Here is an 18184-nt window from a genome sequence, read left to right as displayed (position 1 = left end):
TTCAATCAAAACAGGAAATGCTCTAGATTGTACCGCTCGTATACTGCTGGCGCTTGTTCTCATACATCAGCAGGTCGGCGCGCTTGGCAACGGTTTCCAGCTTCTCGCCCGGCATGCTGGTCGCAGAGCCGATGGAAAGATTGAGCTTGAGTTGGGAATAATACTGGTTGTTGATATCGACCAGCCGCTGAATGTCCTCGACCATCGCCTCGGCGCCGCGCTCATCGACATAAGGCAGCACAACCGCGAATTCGTCACCGCCAATGCGTGCGGCATGGCCCGGCTGCTTCACGGCTTCATTCAGCACTTCTCCGATGCGTCGCAGCAATCCGTCGCCTGTCGCATGGCCCCATTGATCATTCGCGGCCTTGAGGCCGTTGAGATCGATGATGATGACTGAAACGGGCGTATGGCCCTTGCGCTCAAGCCGGTTAAGCTCATCGACATAATAGGCGCGATTGTGCAGCTTGGTCAGCACATCGTGCTTGCCCAGATATTCCAGATAGGCCTCGGCCTTCTTGCGCGCCGTGATGTCGGTAAGTGCGACCTGCACCAGCGACCAATCCGTCTCATGTCCCGGCAGAACAGAGAACTGCAGCAGAACATGCCGTTCGGACCCATCGAGCGCATAGTTCACCACTTCGCGACGCTGGAACAGGATCCCGTTCCACAGGTCGATCAGCTGTTCGCGGAAAGAGGCTTCCATCTCGTCCTTGAAGATATGCGGCAGGTTCTGCAGCAGCGTTTTCTTGTCGGACGCGAGAAATAGGGCCGTCGTCTCGGTGTTGATTTCGAGCACGCGGATTTCGCTCATGCACTGGCGCACGAATTCTGGATGCACGTCGGTAAACACCCGAAAATCAACGATGCCGCGCTGGCGCACATCGTCCATCAGTTGCTTGATGCGGCTGAAATCCTCGACCCAGAGCGAAACCGGTGAATGTTCGAAAAGGCCCACTGCGTGCTGCTTGTGCCGATCCTGCTCGCGGCGGGCATTCTCGCGAGCGGTCACATCCTCGATGGAAAGCAGAACCCGCTCCCAAGTGTGTTCATAGCCGGGAAGCACGACGCCCTTGAGCTGGATGTCGAGCCGCTTGCCGCCGAGCGAATAGTTGATGGTGTCGCTTGAGAAAGTACCGCCGCCGTTCCAGAGCTGGACCATCTCATCGATATGCGGGTCCAGCATGTCGTCGCGAAACACGCGTTCGAGGTTGGCGACCAGATGACTGACGCTGTCCGCCTCGAAAAGCGAAAGCGTCTTGCGGTTGACCTTCAGAACCCGGATATGGCTGGTACAGATGCGCAGCCGGGTTGTGTCTTCGTGCAGGAAAGCCCCGAGATCGGTAATGCCAAGCGCGCGCCATTCTTCGAACTGCTTGCGCAGACCGCTATAATCCTCAAGCCACAGGGAGATTGGCGCAAGGTCAAAAATATTGGCGCTGTCGCTCAAGGCAGACTCGATATTCATGGATTTCCCGCTCTACCATTGGCTTCCCGCATTTCCGAAACTGAGACGTTCAGGATATGCGTCCAAACCGGATTCTCTTTTCCCATCGGGAAAAGCCGCGATGGATTATTGGGAGCGCGTTATATTACGTGAGGCTCAGATAAACTAGAGGTTTTAGTGTAAAAACACTTCGCTTTTTACGAAAAATACAAAGGGCGGCCCTTTGGGGCGCCGCCCTGAATAGATATATAGGCGGCTATCAGTTCTCGGTCGGCAGCCGATGGCGCACGAGCGTTGTCCAGTACGAGCAACCCCAGGCAATGACATCGTCGTTGAAGTCATATTTCGGATGATGGAGATTGGCGCTCGGGCCGTTGCCGATATTGATCATCGCGCCCGGCACCTCGTTCAGCATGAAGGCAAAGTCTTCACCGCCAAGCGTTGCCGGCATATCCCGAGCCACGCGGTCAGCGCCCGCAACTGCATCGGCAGCGATTGCGGCCAGTTCCGTCTCGCGCTCGTGATTAACGGTCACCGGATAGCTGCGCTGATAGTCGAGCGTGGCCTTGGCGCCGAAAGCATCGGCAATGCCCTGCACGGCGCGAGCCAGCTTTTCCTCGATATGGTCGCGCACTTCCTCACGAAGCGTGCGGACCGTACCGGTCAACCGGATTTTCTGCGGAATCACGTTGAAAGCATCACCACCCTGAATGGTGGTGATCGAGATCACTGCGGAATCCAGCGGGTCGACGGTGCGTGCGGTCAGCGTCTGGATTGCCTGAATGAGTGCTGCCGTCACCGGGATGGGGTCGATGGTCTGGTGTGGGGAGGCCGCATGTCCGCCAACGCCCTCGATGGTGATGTCGAGAATGTCAACCGATCCCATGATCGGGCCGGAATTGATGATGAAGTGTCCGACGGGAAGATTCGGGCGGTTATGCATGCCGTAGACTTCATTGACCGGCCAGCGCTTGAACAGGCCGTCGTCGATCATCGCCTTTGCGCCTGCGCCGCCTTCTTCGGCAGGCTGGAAGATAACGATGACGGTGCCGTCGAAGGCGCGGCTTTGCGCCAGTTCGCGGGCAGCGCCCAGAAGCATGGTCGTATGGCCGTCATGGCCGCAGGCATGCATTTTCCCCGGCACTTTCGATGACCATTCCGCGCCGGTTTCTTCGAGGATCGGCAGCGCATCCATGTCGGCACGCAGGCCGATGGCGCGACCGGAACGGTTCGACTGGCCGCGAATGACGCCGACGACGCCGGTGCGTCCGATGCCGGCCACCACCTCATCGACGCCTGCGGCGCGCAGCGCTTCGGCAACTTTTTCTGCAGTCCGGTTTACATCGTAAAGCAGCTCCGGGTTTTCGTGCAGGTCACGACGGAACGCGACGAGTTCGTCCAGCTGGTTCGATGTCCAGTTTTCAACCGGCATGTCAGGCTCCTTTTGTGTTGTCTTCAGTCTTGTCGAGACGGTAGCGGAAATCGCAGTGGCTTGCGCCCTTCATGATGGTCTGCGAGCGTTCCAGCTTCATTTCTGGGTTGTAGCCGATGCAGAAATCGCCATCGCGATTGCAGGAGAGCAGGTGGCCGATATGGCCAAGACCCATCTCGCGGTACATTTCCGAATAACGGCATCGCGTAACGTTGAAATCGAAATGATCTTCGCCCTGCGAAATCACGTCGATCTCCAGTGCGTTTTCCTTCGTCCACAGCGGCTGGATATCGGCAAAGTCCTGTATCGTTGGCGTGCGGCCCAGCTCGTCGGCAAAGCTCTTGCCCTGTTCGATGGCCGAACGGCTGACGGCTTCGCCGATTGCAGCCTGCGCTTCTTCCTCACCGGAGCGTTCGCGAATAACTTCGTAAACATTCTTGAGAACCAGCGCTTCGATGCGGCGACGTTCGAGAATTGACATTTGATTCATGGACCTGACCTTTCACATGAACGTTAAATGAGCGGGACTAGAGATTTGGCTCGGAGAGATCCTTGCGCCGAAGCCATGCGAGGTAGAACGGGGCAATCTTTCGCGCGACTTTATGAAAAGGCAGCGGTGCCGGTTCCGAGACGGGCAGGGCAAGTTCCTGCACAGGCTCGCCGTCGAGCGCACGTGCAAATTCCCGCCCGAGCGATGTGCCAAGCGCAACGCCGCGCCCGTTGCAGCCGATCCAGGCCCAGCCATTGGGGCCGAGCTGATGAACGCGTGGAAAGCGATCCCATGTCATGCCGATATAGCCGCTCCACACATGGGTGATTTCCGGCTCGCCAAGCGCTGGAAAGGCTTCCGCCATGTTGCGCGCCGTCTTGCGCTTGACGCGTTCTGCGATGTTGAAATCGCCCATCACCACGCCGCCGGTAATCAGCCGGTTGCGGGCATCGTAGCGGAAGAAACGCAGGTCGCCGCGGGTGTCGGAAACGGCCTGCCGACCGGGCAAAATCGTTGCGCGCAGATTATCGCTGACGGGCGCGGTCGCCATCTGCCACGAGAGCACCGGCACGATGGTGCGGGCAAGGCGCGGAGCAAGCCCTTCACGCAACTCGCCGGTATAGGCGTTGGTGGCGAGCAAAAAGCCCTTGGCGCGCACTGTGGCGCTGGCGGTCTTGACCTCCCAGTGATCACCCACCTGGGCATAGGAGATGACCGGGCTTTGTTCGTGAATGATCGCGCCGTGGCGTTCGGCAGCAGTGGCAAGACCGCGCGCGAAGGCCAGCGGATTGATATGACCGCCGGTCGGGTTGAACATGCCACCATACCAGAAATCGCTGCCCAACAGCCGCGATGTTGCGGCGCGGTCGAAAAATTCCGCCGGGAAGCCGAAGCGTTTCCATGCGTCCACGCGGGTTTGCGAAAGCTTCACCCGGCCCGGCGAATGGGCAGGCTGGAACCAGCCGTTCTGCTCGGCCTCGGCCTCGATGTTTTCATCACGCACGATGGAAAACAGAATGTCGGCGCTATTGCCGATCAGTCGAGCAAAACGTTCGCCCGATGCGCCGTAGCGTTTGGCGATTGCATCGGGTTCCGCCGAAGTCATGGTCGGAATGACCTGTCCATTGTTGCGCCCCGATGCGCCCCAGCCGACCGCATTGCCTTCCAGCAGGATGACACGCTTGCCGCGTTTCGCCAGATGGAGCGCTGCTGAAAGTCCCGTAAAGCCACCGCCGACGATGGCGACATCGGCTTCCGCGTCATTGGTCAGCGGCTTTGCTTGTGTGCGGGCAGGGGCAGTGGCAGCCCAGATGGAGGGTGGAAAGACTATGTTCTGCATGGTGTCACGCATTTTCCAAACGAGGAGGCGTCCAGCCCTTGCCGGGAATGGAGGCAAGGAGGCGCTGTGTATATTCATGTTGCGGATTAGCGAAGACCTCAGCCGTCGGACCTGCTTCGGCGATCTCACCCTTGGACATGACGATGATGCGGTCGCAAAGCTGGGCCGCGACGCGCAGATCATGCGTGACGAAAAGAAGCGACAGATTGAGCCGTTCGCGGAGGTCGGCCAGAAGCCGCAACACCTGAGCCTGTACGGAGACATCGAGCGCGGAGACCGGTTCGTCGGCGACGATGATGCGCGGCTCCAGCGCCAGCGCGCGGGCGATGCCGATGCGCTGCCGCTGCCCGCCGGAAAATTCATGCGGAAAACGGTCGGCTGCGGCAGGCGAAAGCTCGACCAGCTCCAGCAACTCGCGGGCCTTTGCGTGCGCCTCTGCCTTCGGTACGCCATGGACGATTGGCCCCTGTGCGATCAGGTCCACGACGCGGCGGCGCGGGTTGAGCGAGGCCATCGGGTCCTGAAAGACCATCTGGATGTCCTTGCGCATGGCCCGCACTTCACGCGGGCTGGCGCTCAGAAAATCTTTGCCATTCACATCGACCTTGCCGCTATCGGCTTCAAGCAGACGGGTGACGATGCGCGAAACGGTTGTCTTGCCCGACCCGCTTTCGCCCACGACGCCAAGCGTTTCACCCTGACGTAGTTCAAACGAAAGGTCCTTCACGGCAGGAACGGCACTTCTTTTGCCGGTGAGCAAGCCGCCGCGCGCCTTGAAGGTTTTGTGTAAAGCGCTCGCCTTGAGAATGACTGGCTGTGCGTCTACCGATGGCTTCGGTTCGGGCGGAGTGAGAGCTGGAACCGATGCAATCAGCGCCTTGGTATATGGGTGCTGCGGATGGTTCAGCACGTCGTTTGCCGGGCCTTCCTCGACCAGTTCGCCAAGCCGCAGAACGGCGACGCGGTCGGCAATTTCCGCCACCACGCCGAAGTCATGCGTGATGAACAGGATGCCGGTATCGTGTTCGCGTTGCAGGTCGCGGATCAGTTTCAGGATTTGTGCCTGCGTGGTCACGTCGAGCGCGGTGGTTGGTTCATCGGCAATGATGAGGCGCGGTTTCAGGATCAGCGCCATGGCGATCATGACACGCTGGCGCTGTCCGCCCGAAATCTGGTGCGGATAGGCGTTGTAAGCGGATTCCGGGTCCGGAATTTTCACTTCTGCCAGCATGTTCAGCACGGCGGCGCGACGTTCCTTGCGACCGAGCTTCGTGTGCAGGCGCAACACTTCATCGATCTGCCAGCCGACCGTCTTCTGCGGGTTGAGTGCGGTCATCGGCTCCTGAAAGATCATGCCGATGCGGTCGCCGCGCAGCTTCTTCATGTCGGTTTCGCTGAGCGAATAGAGATCGGTGCCTTCCAGTCTGATTATGCCATTGGTCACGCGCACATGCGGTTCCGGCAGAAGGCGCATGATTGCGCCTGCCGAAAGCGATTTGCCGGAGCCGCTTTCGCCGACGAGGCAGACGATTTCACCGGGGTTGATGGTCAGTGTCAGGTCCTGCAGGGCGTAAGGACGGTCGGCGCCCTTTGGCAGCGCGATCTGCAGGTTTTTGATTTCGAGAACAGGTGCGACGGTCATTATTTTTTCTGCCTCGGATTGAGCGCGTCGTTCAGGCCTTCGCCAAGCAGGCTGAAGGAGAGAACGGTGAGCAGAATGGCGATGCCGGGAATGACCGAGCAGAACCAGTCGGTGCGCAGCACGGCACGACCCTGACCGATCATGTTGCCCCAGCTCGCATAGTTCGGGTCACCGAGACCGAGGAAAGCGAGCGCGCTTTCCATCAGGATGGAGGTGGCCATCACCACGGATGCGAAGACAATCACCGGCGGCAGGGCATTCGGCAGGATTTCACGGAAGATTATTGAGGCATTGCCAACACCGAGATTGCGCGCTGCATCGATGAATTCGCGCTTGCGCAGCGCCAGAAATTCGGCGCGTACCATGCGGGCAGGCGCGGTCCATGACACGATTCCGATGCAGATGATGATATTTTCGATCGATGAACCGAAGATTGCCACCAGTGTCAGAAGCAGTACGAAGCTTGGAACGGTCTGGAAGGCTTCGGTGATGCGCATCAGAACGTCATCCACCCAGCCGCCATAATAGCCGGCAAGAGCGCCGATGATGATGCCGATCACGATAGAAATCAGGGTGGCGACCACGCCGATCAGAAGCGAAATGCGCGCGCCATGGACAATGCCTGCCATGATATCGCGCCCAAGCTGGTCGGTACCAAGCGGCGTTGCAGCATTGACGAATGGCCAGACGAGTGGATCGCTTGCGCGCCGCAGCGGGTCGCCGGGCGCAATGACATCAGCCAGCAACGCGATCAGGACCACGGCGATGAAGAGGATAAGGCCCAGTACGGCGGCGCGGTTGCGGCTGAAGCGCTGCCACAGAATTTTTGCGCGCGAGACCTGCGGGCGGGTGAGGGAGAGGTCCTGTGGAGTCATGACAGTTCGATCCTGGAATCAAGCCGCGCATAGATGAGGTCGGTGATGAAATTCACGATCACCACCAGCACCGAGCACAGAAAGATGATGCCCATCAGCGTGTTGAGGTCGCGCTTGATCACGGAAGTGTAGGCAAGCTGACCGAGGCCGGGCAGCGAAAAGATTGTCTCGATCACGACCGAGCCGCCAAGCACAGTCGAGAATTGCAGTCCGAGCAGCGTGACGACGGGCAGGAATGCGTTACGCATGATGTGATGGAACATCAGCCTTGCACCGCTTGCACCCTTGGCGCGTGCGGTGCGAACATAATCAAGATCGGCCACTTCCAGCACACTGGTGCGCATCAGGCGCATGTAGAAGGCGAGATAGATGAGCGAAAGCGCCGTCGTCGGCATGACGAGGTGCACGGCAATATCCCAGACATTCTTCCAGCCGGTATAGAAACCGGCAATCGTCTTGTAGCCACCGACCGGCAGCCAGCCCAGCTTGACCGAAAAGATGAACATCAAAATGAGGCTTAGGAAGAAGCTCGGCATGGCGTAGAAGACAAGGCCGAGCGTGGAAATCGCATTGTCGGTCAGCGAATAAGCCTTGCGCGCGGCGAAAGCTCCGAGCGCAATGCCGAAAATGAAGGCCACCGAAAGCGAGGAAACCATGAGCAGGAGCGTCGGCACGAGGCGGGCCATCAACACGTCCAGCACCGGCTGCTCGTAGACATAGGACCAGCCGAAATCGAACTGTGCCAGCTTGGTCATGTAGATCCACAGCTGCGTCCAGACCGGCTGGTCGAGGCCGTATTCGGCGCGCAGATTGGCGACGAATTGCGGGTCTGCGCCGCCCATGTCGCCAACAAGCGCGTCCACCGTATCGCCAGGGGCAAGCTTGATCAGCAGGAATGACCCGATCATGATGAGAAGAATGACGGGGATCGCCTGCAAGATGCGCCGCAGCGCAAAAGTCAGGATCGGGGGCAGGGGCATTGCGGGTTATCCTGCAAGATATTCATTTCAGCATTCATAAAACTGGGGAGCCGCTGCCGGATGACCGGCAGCGGCTGGTATTGTTTATTGATCAATCCACAGATCGTACCAGCTGGAAGAATCCCAGCGCGGCGTGTTGTGGTGGTTCTTCAAGACCTTATTGGTCACGCCGACGAACGGATGTTCGATGGCGAAGATGACCGGCAGGTCTTTCATCTCAAGCTGCTGGATCTGGTGATAAAGATCGGCGCGCTTGGTCGGGTCGAGCTCGCTCGCGGCCTTGTCGATCAGGCTGTCCATTTCGTCCGATTTGTAGTCGAACTGGTTGGACCATGCGGTGCCGACCGGAGCGCCGGAACGCAGCCAGACGGTGGTGGAAACAGCCGGATCGGAGCGGAACTGGTGCCAGCCGCTTGCCGTGTCGAAGTCATGGTCACGATAGACACCGTTCAGAAAGCCCGGCGCATCGTTGGTCAGGATCTGGACGTCGATACCGACTTCCTTCATCGCCTGAGCATAATATTCGGCCCAGAGCTGCGTATATTCACCCCATGGTGCCGGGCGATGACGCAGCTTGAAGCGGATGCCGTCGGAGCCAGCCGGATAACCGGCTTCGTCGAGCAGTTTCTTCGCTTTTTCAACATCATACGGGTAGGTTTGGACCTGATCCGTGTAATTGGCGCCGCCGGCGCTTGGGATCGGGCCACGGCCCGGCTTGGCATAGCCGCGCATGATCGTCTTGATCGCAAAGTCGATATCGAGCGCGTGATAGATCGCCTGGCGAACCTTCAGATTGGCAAGGATCGGATTGCGCAGATTGAACTCGATGGTCGAGTGGGCAACGTTGTTTTCGAAACCCTTGGTGCCGGTGTCGAAGCGGCCATCCTTCTGGAGGCGCTCGGTATCCGACATGGAAATACCGTTGAAGGCGGTTTCCATCATTTCACCGGCTTCAAGCGCTGCGGCAGCAGCGGCCTTGTCCGGCATGAAACGCCAGACGATGCGGTCGAGATAAGGATATTCCTTGCCACGCCAGTAATCGTCGTTGCGCTCGGCAATGATGTGCTGGCCGCGCTCGTATTCGACGAACTTGAACGGTCCCGTGCCGACCGGTGCGGCGTTGTACTTGTTCTTGAGAATATCCGTGCCTTCATAAAGATGCTTCGGCACCGGATGACCGAGATCAGGCATGGCGGCGACGAGCAGCTCCAGCGGCATCGGCTTGGAATAGCGGAACACTGCCGTGTGCGGATCGGTGCAATCGACGGCTTCGAGATTGGCCTGAAGCGTGGTCGAATAGTTGAGCAGCTTCTTCCAGAGATTCATCGCGCTGTACGAAACGTCATCGCAGGTGAAGGGCTGGCCGTCGTGCCAGCGCACATTCTCGCGCAGCTTGAAGGTGATGGCCTTGCCGTCTTCCGAGGAAGACCAGCTGGTCGCCAGAACCGGCACGTAGCCCTCATAAGTGCGGTCGATCAGCGGTTCCATGATGCGGCCGGTGATCTGATAGACGCCGGTGGAGGCGCGCAGCGCAGGGTTAAGCACACCCTGCTCGGTGTTCATATGGACGATGACAGTGCCGCCGCGCTTCACTTCTTCGGCGTGCGAAGACGCCGTCGCAAGCGAAAACGCCGCTAGAAACAGGCCAAGGCCAGCTTTTCTGATATGCATTCTCTGTTCCCCTGAAGGACGTTGAGGGAGGGCTTTCTAGCCTCTTTTCCCGCACGTCCCAATATTGTTCAAGCCCCTGAAATCGCAACGAAATGCCACCTCAGAGGGTCTTTATTGTATGCAAGCATTGATATGCTAGAATCCGTGGCGATAATGTCAAGATAAACTAATATCGCGGGCAAAATTGGTAAAATTTCTCGACCAGCCTGCGTTAATAAATGTCGATTTTCTACGACGGAGTTTGTTGATGAGCCAAAATTCCCCCGAGCAGAATGCAAACTCGGGCAAAAACGAGCGCGGCGCGGTCTGGATCACCGGCGCCGGGTCCGGCATCGGCGCTGCCATGGCACGACGGTTCGCGCGTGAAGGCTGGCGCGTCGCGCTGACGGGCCGCAAGGCGGATGCACTTGCAGCGATTGCCGAGGAGATCGTCTCCAATGGTGGCGAGGCGCAGATATTTCCGGCGGATGTTCTCGACCGGGAGGCAGTTGCCGCTACTGCCGGAGCTATCGTCGAATGGGCAGGTCGTCTTGATGTGCTCTGCAACAATGCCGGTCTCAATATTCCGCGCCGTAGCTGGGCGGATATTGATTTCGATTCATGGGACGATGTCATCGACATCAACATCAAGGGTGCGATCAATGTGATTGCCGCTGCCCTGACGCCCATGCGCGCACAGGGTGGTGGGTTGATGATCCACACATCGTCCTGGGCAGGGCGGTTCTCGTCGCCCGGCGGCGGCGTCCCCTATGGTGCGTCCAAACATGCGCTCAACGATCTGAGCGCCAGCCTGAATGCGCAGGAAGGACCAAACGGCATCCGGTCGACGGTGCTATGCCCCGGTGAGGTGGCGACGCCGCTTCTGGCGCGTCGTCCGGGCTTCGATCTCTCTCGCATGGATGATGTCATCCAGCCCGAGGATATGGCTGAAACCGCGCTCTATGTTGCCAATATGAATCCCAAGGTTACGATCCACGAGATCGTTCTGGCTCCGACCAAGAAATAGAAAAGGAAGTTTTGTATGTCTCATCCGGTCAAAGGCGTCGATCATATTTTCCTGCTGGTCGGCGATCTGGAGAAAAGTGCCGAACAATATCGCCGTTTCGGATTTACGCTGAGCCCACGTGGCCTCCACAGCAAGGAAAAGGGCACCGGCAACTACACCATCATGTTTCCGGAAGATTATTTCGAGCTGCTCGGCATCGTCGCCGAGACGTCGGGCAATCTGCATCAGCGCGAGAAGCTGGCAGCGCAGGGCGAAGGACTCCATGCCATTGCCTGCCGCATCGACAATGCGCGCGATGCCAAGGCGGAACTGGACGCACTTGGCATCAAGACCGGCGAGGTTGGCGCGTTTCAGCGTCCCGTAGAACTGCCGGGCGGCGGCGAGGGTGTTGCGGCTTTTGAAACGGTGTCTTTCGCGGAAAGTGAAGTGCCGCAAGGTATGGTCTTCATGTGCCAGCACAAGACCCGCGAAACAGTCTGGCTGCCGGAACTGATCGAACATGCAAATGGTGCAAATGGCCTTTCCGCCATTGTTGCCATCTCATCCGATCCGGAAGCTGCTGCCAATGGTTTTGCCCGCCTGTACGCCAATGGCAAGGCAGAGGTACAGGATGGTGGCTGGAAGGTTTCGACAGGCTCACGTTCGGCAGACATATGGGTTGTGAGTGAGGAGAAAGCCGCTGCAATCTATCCCGGTGTGGATTTTGCCCGGACACCGGGCAAGGCTTTCGCCGTTCTGCGCATCCGGGTCGCTTCGCTGGACGAGGCGCGCGGCGTTCTCGATACCAACGGAATTTCCCACGTGAAGACATCTGCGGGCATCGCCGTGGCGCCGGAAAATGCCAGCGGCACGGTTCTGGAGTTCTCGGAACAGTAAGGGTTTGAGCAAGCGGGGCTGTGAGGCCCCGCTTTGCTAATCAGCGCGGAAAGCGCTGGTTTTCTTCCAGCACGTTCAGGTCCATGTGGTTGCGCATATAGCGCTCGGACGCCTTTTGCAGCGGCTGGTAGTCCCATGGATAGTAGGCGCCGTTGCGCAACGCCGGATAGACGACGTGGCGACGCGCCTGACTGGCCCGGACGTCGGCATCGTAGCGTTCCAGATTCCAGCGTTTTTCAGCTTTGGCCAGAAGGTCGTCCAGAGCGGTTTTGAATTCCGGCAGTTCCGCCAGATTGCGCAGCTCGTCGGGATCGTCGGCAAGGTTGAACAATTGTGGCGGGTCGGCGCGGCACAGGTTGAGCTTCCAGTCGCCATCCCGCAGCGAGATCATTGGCGCAATGGTGCCTTCGGCTGCATATTCCATAGGCACCGCCCCGCGCTCCGCGCCAGAGGCAACATCTGTCAGTGAAACGCCGTCGGTCCACGGCATGATGCCCTTGAGGTCGATCCCGGCAAGGTCGGCCAGTGTCGGCAGAACGTCGAGCGTCGAGACGGGCGCATCCACGCGGCCAGCCCGCAATTGCGGGGCCGCAATCATCAACGGGACGCGAGCGGAGCCATCGAAGAAGCTCATCTTGAACCACAAGCCGCGTTCGCCAAGCATATCGCCGTGATCGGAAGTGAAGACGACAATCGTGTCTTCCGCCATGCCGCAGCGTTCGACGACATCGAGCAGGGCGCCGATCTTGTCATCCACATAGGAGATATTGGCGAAATAGGCCTGACGTGCCGTGCGAACCTGCTCGCGGGTCAGATCGTAGTCCTCGGCCTTGCAGGCCCGTAACAGGCGTTCGGTGTGCGGGTCGATCTCGCTTTCAGCCAGCGGTCCGATTTTCGGATCAAGTTCGGGAATGTCCGCATAGAGATCGAAGAAGCGCTTGCGCGCTACGTAAGGGTCATGTGGGTGGGTAAAGCTGACAGTCAGACACCATGGCCGCTCGTCGTGGCCGCGCGCCAGATCATAGAGCTTCGCTTCGGCCTGATAGGCAACTTCATCGTCATATTCGAGCTGGTTGGTGATTTCGGCGGAACCCGCTCCGGTGATCGAACCGAGATTGTGATACCACCAGTCGATACGTTCACCGGGCTTGCGATAATCCGGCGTCCAGCCGAAATCTGCCGGGTAGATGTCGGTGGTGAGCCGCTGCTCGAAACCGTGCAGCTGATCCGGACCGACGAAATGCATCTTGCCGGAAAGCGCCGTCTGGTAGCCAGCGTTGCGAAGGTGATGCGCATAGGTTGGGATTTCAGACGAAAACTCCGCCGCATTGTCATAGACGCCAGTTCGAAACGGCAACTGGCCCGACATGAACGACGCACGCGCCGGGGCGCAAAGAGGGCTTGCCGTGTAGCAGTTGGCAAAACGTGCGGAACGTTCGGCAAGCTTTCTCAGATTGGGAACATGCAGGAATTCGGCCGGGCCGTCCGGAAAGAACGTGCCGTTCAGCTGATCGACCATGAGGATGAGGATATTCGGCTTTTTCATTGTGCGGGACCGTTGGCAAGTGTGGGAACGCGAAACGGCGGGCGCTGAAACGCCCGCCTGCAAAGTGCGTGTTGTTCTCGGTTAAAGACCGAGGTTTGCCTTGACGGCTTCCGCGCCCGGTTCGCCCTTGAAGGTGGTGACGCCCGCAAGCCATTTGTCGATCTGGTCCGGATGCGCCTTCAGCCATTCCTTGGCGGCTGCAGGCCCTTCCGCACCTTCATCGAGAATCTTGCCCATCAGCTCATTCTCGATATCGACAGTGAAAGTGAGGTTCTTGAAGAACGTTGCGGCATTGGGGCATTGTGCGGCCCAGCCGGTGCGGCCAAGCGTGTAGACTTCCGCGCCGCCGAAATTCGGGCCGAAATAGTCATCGCCACCCGCCAGATATTCTATCTTGAGCTTGTTGTTCATCGGGTGCGGCGCCCAGGCCAGAAACACGACCCATGCCTTATCCTTGTTCTTGCGATCCACCTGCGCGAGCATGGCCTGCTCGCTCGATTCCACCAGCTTCCAGCCGTCGAGCTTGAACTTGTGGTCCTCGATGATTTTCTGGATGTTCTGGTTGGCAGGTGCACCCGGCTCGATGCCGTAGATTTCCTTGCCAAATTTGTCCGCATGGGCGGCGAGGTCGGCAAAGTCCTTCACGCCTTCGCTTGCCACATAATCCGGCACGGCCAGCGTGAACTTTGCCCCTTCGAGGTTTTTCACGATGACTTCGGCGGCTTTCGCCTTGTCGAGATCGTCACGGAACTTCTGTTGTGCGGGCATCCAGTTGCCGAGGAAAACGTCAAGATTGCCAGTCTTGAGCGCCTCATAGCCGATGGGCACGGACATGGTTTTTACATCGGGCTTATAGCCGAGACCTTCCAGCAGCACGCTTGCGACGGAGTTGGTGGAGGTGATGTCGGTCCAGCCCGGATCGGACAGCCGGATGGTTTCGCAAGCGGCGGGATCGGCAGCAGAAGCCGCTCCTGAAAGCCCCGCCAGTGCCGTGAACGCCAGTGCCGCAATCTTCAAGTAGCGCATTTTGTGACCCCTCCTATAGATTAAGACCAGTTATGTCTTATGTTTCTACTTTAAGGAGAACATCATTTAGGCTAAGGAAAAACCCATTCATTTTTTATCGAAGCTATAGAAAGTATTTATGGTTTCTCCATCCTGGGACCTTGGCAGCCTTGGCGTTTTCGAAGCGGTGGGACGATTGGAAAATCTGACCCTTGCAGCGCGTGAACTCGGCATGACGCAACCGGCGGTCAGCTATCAAATAAAACGTATCGAGGAGCGTCTGGGCGTTGCGCTGTTCGCCCGGCGGGCGCGCGGCGTTGAGATATTACCCGAAGGCCGCATTCTTTATGAGGCAGTGCGCTCCGGTCTCGATGGAATCGATGAGGCGGTGCAGCAGATCAAACGCCGTCAGCGCGCGCCGGGACTGCGGATCGCGACCGACTATGGCTTCGCGACATTCTGGCTGATGCCGCGTGTCGCGCAGTTTCGCCCGAAACATCCGGAGGTGGATGTGCGCATCACGGCATCATCCATGCTTCAGCCACTCGACCGGCGTGACGCGGATATTTCGGTCCTTTTCGGCGGTCGCGAGGATTTCCCGAAGGACGCTATCGCCTTCATCGGTGAAAAAGTCGTGCCGGTCTGTTCGCCAACCTATCTTGCCGAGCATGGCCCGTTTCCGGATGGGAAACGGCTTGGCGCCGCTTCACTGCTGCATCTGGATACGCTGCAGGGTGATCGCTGGTTCACATGGCAGTCATGGCTCGATGCTATCGGTGAGGACATCGAGGACGGCAATTACGGGCTGGTCTTCAACACCTATAATCTGGTGATCGAGGCAGCCATTGCCGATCAGGGGGTGGCGCTTGGCTGGGCGGGGCTGATCGACGGGGCCGTGCAGCGCGGGCAGCTTGTCCATGCTTGCGAGGTGTCGCAGACGAGCGACAAGGGTTATTGGCTGGTCTTCAATCCGGATATTTCTGCGGGCGCGCGCAAGCTCGCACTGGAATTGCTGCAAGCAGCAGACGAAAGCTGATATTGTAAGAAAGCAGTCGCGATCCTACTTTTGCACATCATTCAATATCTGACGCGCTTGCCAAAAGCGCGCGGTTTTTTAAGAGGTGTCGATATGATTACCTGGAACCGGATCGATGAAACGAATTGAACTTCTGATCGAAAATATCATTCTGGCGTCACGCTGGCTGCTGGTTGTCTTCTATCTCGGCCTCGCCGTTGCGCTGGCGATCTATGCTGTATCCTTCGTGGGCAAGCTGTTCGATTTTGCAACGAAAGTTACCGCGCTGAATGATACCGACACGATCCTGAAAGTCCTCGGGCTCATCGACGCGGCGTTGATTGCGAGCCTCGTGGTGATGGTCATCATTTCGGGCTATGAGAATTTCGTCAGCCGCTTCGATCAGGCTGGCGACGAGGTGCACTGGCTTGGCACCATCGATGCGGGCTCGCTCAAGATCAAGGTTGCCTCGACCATCGTGGCGATCTCGTCGATTCATCTGCTGCAGATATTCCTCAACGCCACCACCTACACGTCAAACCAGTTGCTGTGGTTCACCATCATCCATCTGGCATTCGTGTTTTCGGCGCTGTTCCTCGCCTATATCGACAAGCTCACGGCCAAGGATAAAGGCGGGGCTAAAGGCAAGGGCAAGATCGAGCCGAATATCTGATGCTCTCGGATATAATTCATTGAAAAGACCCGGCTTTTGCCGGGCCTTTTGTTTTGAAAGACGAATGCAGTAAAGTTGGTTTCAATCAATGTGAAGAAGCTGCCGACATGCATTGCTGGCAGCGGTGTGGCTCCATTTCAACCTTGTGCTAGACTGACCTTCTTTGAGAGGAAGGGCTGACCATGACACGTCTGACGGCGAAGGATTTCCCGCAAGAACTTCTCGAACTCTACGATTTCTATGCCCATGGCCGGATAACCAAACGAGAGTTTCTGGACAAGGCTGCAAAGTTTGCGGTCGGCACCATGACGGCCACAACCATACTGGCCTCGCTCAGTCCCGATTATGCGATGGCGCAACAGGTCGAATTCACCGATCCCGACATCCATCCCGAATACATCACCTATCCGTCACCGGAAGGAAACGGTGAGGTTCGAGCCTATCTGGTGCGACCGGCCAAGCTGCAGGGCAAGCTGCCCGCCGTCGTGGTCGTGCACGAAAATCGCGGACTGAACCCGTATATCGAAGACGTCGCCCGCCGGGTCGCAAAGGCCGGTTTCATCGCACTCGCGCCCGACGGTCTCACTTCGGTTGGTGGCTATCCCGGCAATGACGATAAGGGCCGCGAATTACAGCAGCAGGTCGACCCGACCAAGCTGATGAACGACTTCTTTGCGGCGGTCGATTTCATGATGAAAAGCGATCTGACGACCGGAAAGGTCGGCATTACCGGCTTCTGCTATGGCGGTGGTGTTGCCAATGCGGCGGCGGTCGCCTTTCCGGAACTCGCAGCCGCTGTGCCTTTCTATGGCAGGCAGGCTCCGGCGGATGAAGTGCCGCGCATCAAGGCGCCTATCCTGTTGCACTATGCCGAACTGGATACCCGCATCAATGAGGGCTGGCCCGCTTATGAGGAAGCGTTGAAAAAGAACGGCAAGACCTACGAGGCTTACATCTATCCGGGCGTCAATCATGGCTTCCACAACGATTCCACACCGCGCTACGACGAAGCGGCGGCGAAGCTCGCATGGGATCGGACAATCGAATGGTTCAAGCGCTATCTGGCCTGAAGTTAGAGCATGTCTCCCGAAAGTGAGAACCGGTTTCGGGATGAAGACATGCGTGAAAACAAACAGATAGGGCGCCGATCTGATGCAATCAGATCGAAACGCGCTCTAGGCCTTCGCTTTCAGGGCCTTGAAGACGTTGACGGCTATCACGACGACAATACCGATTAGAACCGCAAGTACAGCCTGTAGGAAGGAGGTGGCGATCCATTCGAAGGCGGCTGCAAACCGGGTGCCCTCGGTCGGCAGGTGCGAGACGATGGAATGGATGAAGGCTTCAACGCTATGGATGCCGATGGAATCCAGCCCATGTACGATGATGCTGCCGCCGACCCAAAGCATGGCGATGGTGCCGACAGTGCTCAGAACCTTCAATATGATGGGCATGCCCGCGACCAGCCCCTTGCCGAGTTGCCTGCCGAAAGCCGTGTGACTGTTGCGCACGAGCGAGACGCCCATATCGTCGAGCTTCACGATGATGCCGACCACGCCATAAACGGCGAAGGTGATCAATATGCCGACTGCGGCGAGGATGGCCGCCTGCGTATAAATGCTCGACGGAGCCAGGCCCGCCAGCGTCAGCGCCATGATTTCCGCCGACAGGATGAAGTCCGTGCGGATCGCACCGCTGACGGTTGTTTCCTCGATCTCCTTGGCAGTCGTGCCCTTGGTTTCCTCATGTTCCTCTTCCTTGTGCGGGATGAAGAACTCCACCAGCTTTTCCGTTCCTTCAAAGGCCAGATAGACACCGCCGATCATCAGAAGCGGCATGATGAAGGATGGTGCGAAATAGCCGAGGATGAGCGCCAGCGGCAGCAGGACGATGAGCTTGTTGCGCAGCGATCCCTTGGTGATTTTCCAGATGACCGGCAATTCACGTTCCGGCTTCAGCCCCACAACATATTTCGGCGTGACGGCCGTATCATCAATTACGATGCCTGCTGCCTTGGCGCTGGCCTTTGCCGTCTGTCCTGCAACATCGTCGAGCGAAGCTGCCGCCATTTTCGCAATGGCTGCGACATCATCGAGAAGCGCGAACAAACCGGACGCCATGGGGAACCTTTCTATATTGCTGTTGCAGGTAGCTAAACTTTGAATGGGCAGTACGTCTAGATGGAAA

General features: G+C 58.2%; 16 protein-coding genes. 5 read left to right on the top strand and 11 right to left on the bottom strand.

The window, feature by feature from the left end; translation table 11 throughout:
* Nucleotides 1–22 precede the first annotated feature (22 nt).
* From AC1RHM_RS14960 to AC1RHM_RS14925, 8 genes are all read right to left on the bottom strand, one after another.
* On the bottom strand, nt 23–1468 hold the full coding sequence (locus AC1RHM_RS14960; RefSeq protein WP_010658511.1) for a sensor domain-containing diguanylate cyclase: 1446 nt from the start codon (nt 1466–1468) through the stop codon (nt 23–25).
* Between the two features lie 238 nt (nt 1469–1706).
* The gene (locus AC1RHM_RS14955; RefSeq protein ID WP_010658512.1) at nt 1707–2879 is read right to left on the bottom strand and encodes a M20 aminoacylase family protein; all 1173 of its coding nucleotides are present in this window, start codon (nt 2877–2879) and stop codon (nt 1707–1709) included.
* Nucleotide 2880: 1 nt separating this feature from the next.
* Nucleotides 2881–3369, bottom strand: a complete 489-nt coding sequence (locus AC1RHM_RS14950; RefSeq protein ID WP_010658513.1) for an L-2-amino-thiazoline-4-carboxylic acid hydrolase — start codon at nt 3367–3369, stop codon at nt 2881–2883.
* Between the two features lie 37 nt (nt 3370–3406).
* Complete coding sequence (locus tag AC1RHM_RS14945; protein WP_010658514.1) at nt 3407–4708, bottom strand: NAD(P)/FAD-dependent oxidoreductase; 1302 nt, start codon at nt 4706–4708, stop codon at nt 3407–3409.
* A 4-nt stretch (nt 4709–4712) separates the two neighbouring features.
* Nucleotides 4713–6350, bottom strand: a complete 1638-nt coding sequence (locus tag AC1RHM_RS14940) for an ABC transporter ATP-binding protein (protein ID WP_010658515.1) — start codon at nt 6348–6350, stop codon at nt 4713–4715.
* Nucleotides 6350–7225 carry an ABC transporter permease gene (locus AC1RHM_RS14935; protein WP_010658516.1) on the bottom strand — a complete coding sequence of 292 codons (876 nt, stop codon included), beginning with the start codon at nt 7223–7225 and terminating at the stop codon, nt 6350–6352. Before AC1RHM_RS14935 ends, AC1RHM_RS14940 begins: the two co-directional genes overlap by 1 nt.
* A complete protein-coding gene (locus tag AC1RHM_RS14930; RefSeq protein ID WP_010658517.1) occupies nt 7222–8205 on the bottom strand; it encodes an ABC transporter permease in 984 nt (327 codons plus the stop codon). The genes AC1RHM_RS14935 and AC1RHM_RS14930 overlap by 4 nt, the downstream gene beginning before the upstream one ends.
* An 84-nt stretch (nt 8206–8289) precedes the next feature.
* Nucleotides 8290–9876, bottom strand: coding sequence for an ABC transporter substrate-binding protein (locus AC1RHM_RS14925; RefSeq protein WP_151576805.1), 1587 nt, complete (start codon nt 9874–9876; stop codon nt 8290–8292).
* Between the two features lie 247 nt (nt 9877–10123).
* Between AC1RHM_RS14925 and AC1RHM_RS14920 the strand changes: the two genes are divergently transcribed.
* Together AC1RHM_RS14920 and AC1RHM_RS14915 are read left to right on the top strand one after the other, a co-directional pair.
* Nucleotides 10124–10882, top strand: a complete 759-nt coding sequence (locus AC1RHM_RS14920; RefSeq protein ID WP_010658519.1) for an SDR family oxidoreductase — start codon at nt 10124–10126, stop codon at nt 10880–10882.
* 15 nt (nt 10883–10897) lie between these two features.
* A complete protein-coding gene (locus AC1RHM_RS14915; RefSeq protein ID WP_010658520.1) occupies nt 10898–11758 on the top strand; it encodes a VOC family protein in 861 nt (286 codons plus the stop codon).
* Nucleotides 11759–11798: 40 nt separating this feature from the next.
* Here AC1RHM_RS14915 and betC read toward each other — a convergent pair whose 3' ends face one another.
* Together betC and choX are read right to left on the bottom strand one after the other, a co-directional pair.
* The gene (gene betC, locus AC1RHM_RS14910; RefSeq protein WP_010658521.1) at nt 11799–13304 is read right to left on the bottom strand and encodes a choline-sulfatase; all 1506 of its coding nucleotides are present in this window, start codon (nt 13302–13304) and stop codon (nt 11799–11801) included.
* A gap of 81 nt (nt 13305–13385) precedes the next feature.
* On the bottom strand, nt 13386–14330 hold the full coding sequence (gene choX / locus AC1RHM_RS14905; protein ID WP_010658522.1) for a choline ABC transporter substrate-binding protein: 945 nt from the start codon (nt 14328–14330) through the stop codon (nt 13386–13388).
* Nucleotides 14331–14448: 118 nt separating this feature from the next.
* On the opposite strand from choX, the gene AC1RHM_RS14900 reads away from it, so the two are divergent.
* The 3 genes from AC1RHM_RS14900 to yghX all read left to right on the top strand — a co-directional run bounded on the left by AC1RHM_RS14900 (nt 14449) and on the right by yghX (nt 17067).
* A complete protein-coding gene (locus AC1RHM_RS14900; RefSeq protein ID WP_010658523.1) occupies nt 14449–15345 on the top strand; it encodes a LysR substrate-binding domain-containing protein in 897 nt (298 codons plus the stop codon).
* Between the two features lie 115 nt (nt 15346–15460).
* The gene (locus AC1RHM_RS14895) at nt 15461–15997 is read left to right on the top strand and encodes a TIGR00645 family protein (protein ID WP_010658524.1); all 537 of its coding nucleotides are present in this window, start codon (nt 15461–15463) and stop codon (nt 15995–15997) included.
* A 182-nt stretch (nt 15998–16179) separates the two neighbouring features.
* Nucleotides 16180–17067 (top strand): YghX family hydrolase, encoded by an 888-nt coding sequence (gene yghX, locus AC1RHM_RS14890; protein ID WP_010658525.1) that lies wholly within the window; start codon nt 16180–16182, stop codon nt 17065–17067.
* Between the two features lie 105 nt (nt 17068–17172).
* Here yghX and AC1RHM_RS14885 read toward each other — a convergent pair whose 3' ends face one another.
* Nucleotides 17173–18117 carry a DUF808 domain-containing protein gene (locus tag AC1RHM_RS14885; RefSeq protein WP_010658526.1) on the bottom strand — a complete coding sequence of 315 codons (945 nt, stop codon included), beginning with the start codon at nt 18115–18117 and terminating at the stop codon, nt 17173–17175.
* Nucleotides 18118–18184: the final 67 nt, after the last annotated feature.

It is taken from the genome of Brucella sp. GW823-FHT04E01, assembly GCF_058796175.1.
The sequence above is the reverse complement of the archived record's forward strand: the minus strand, read 5'-3'. Positions and strand labels throughout refer to the sequence as shown.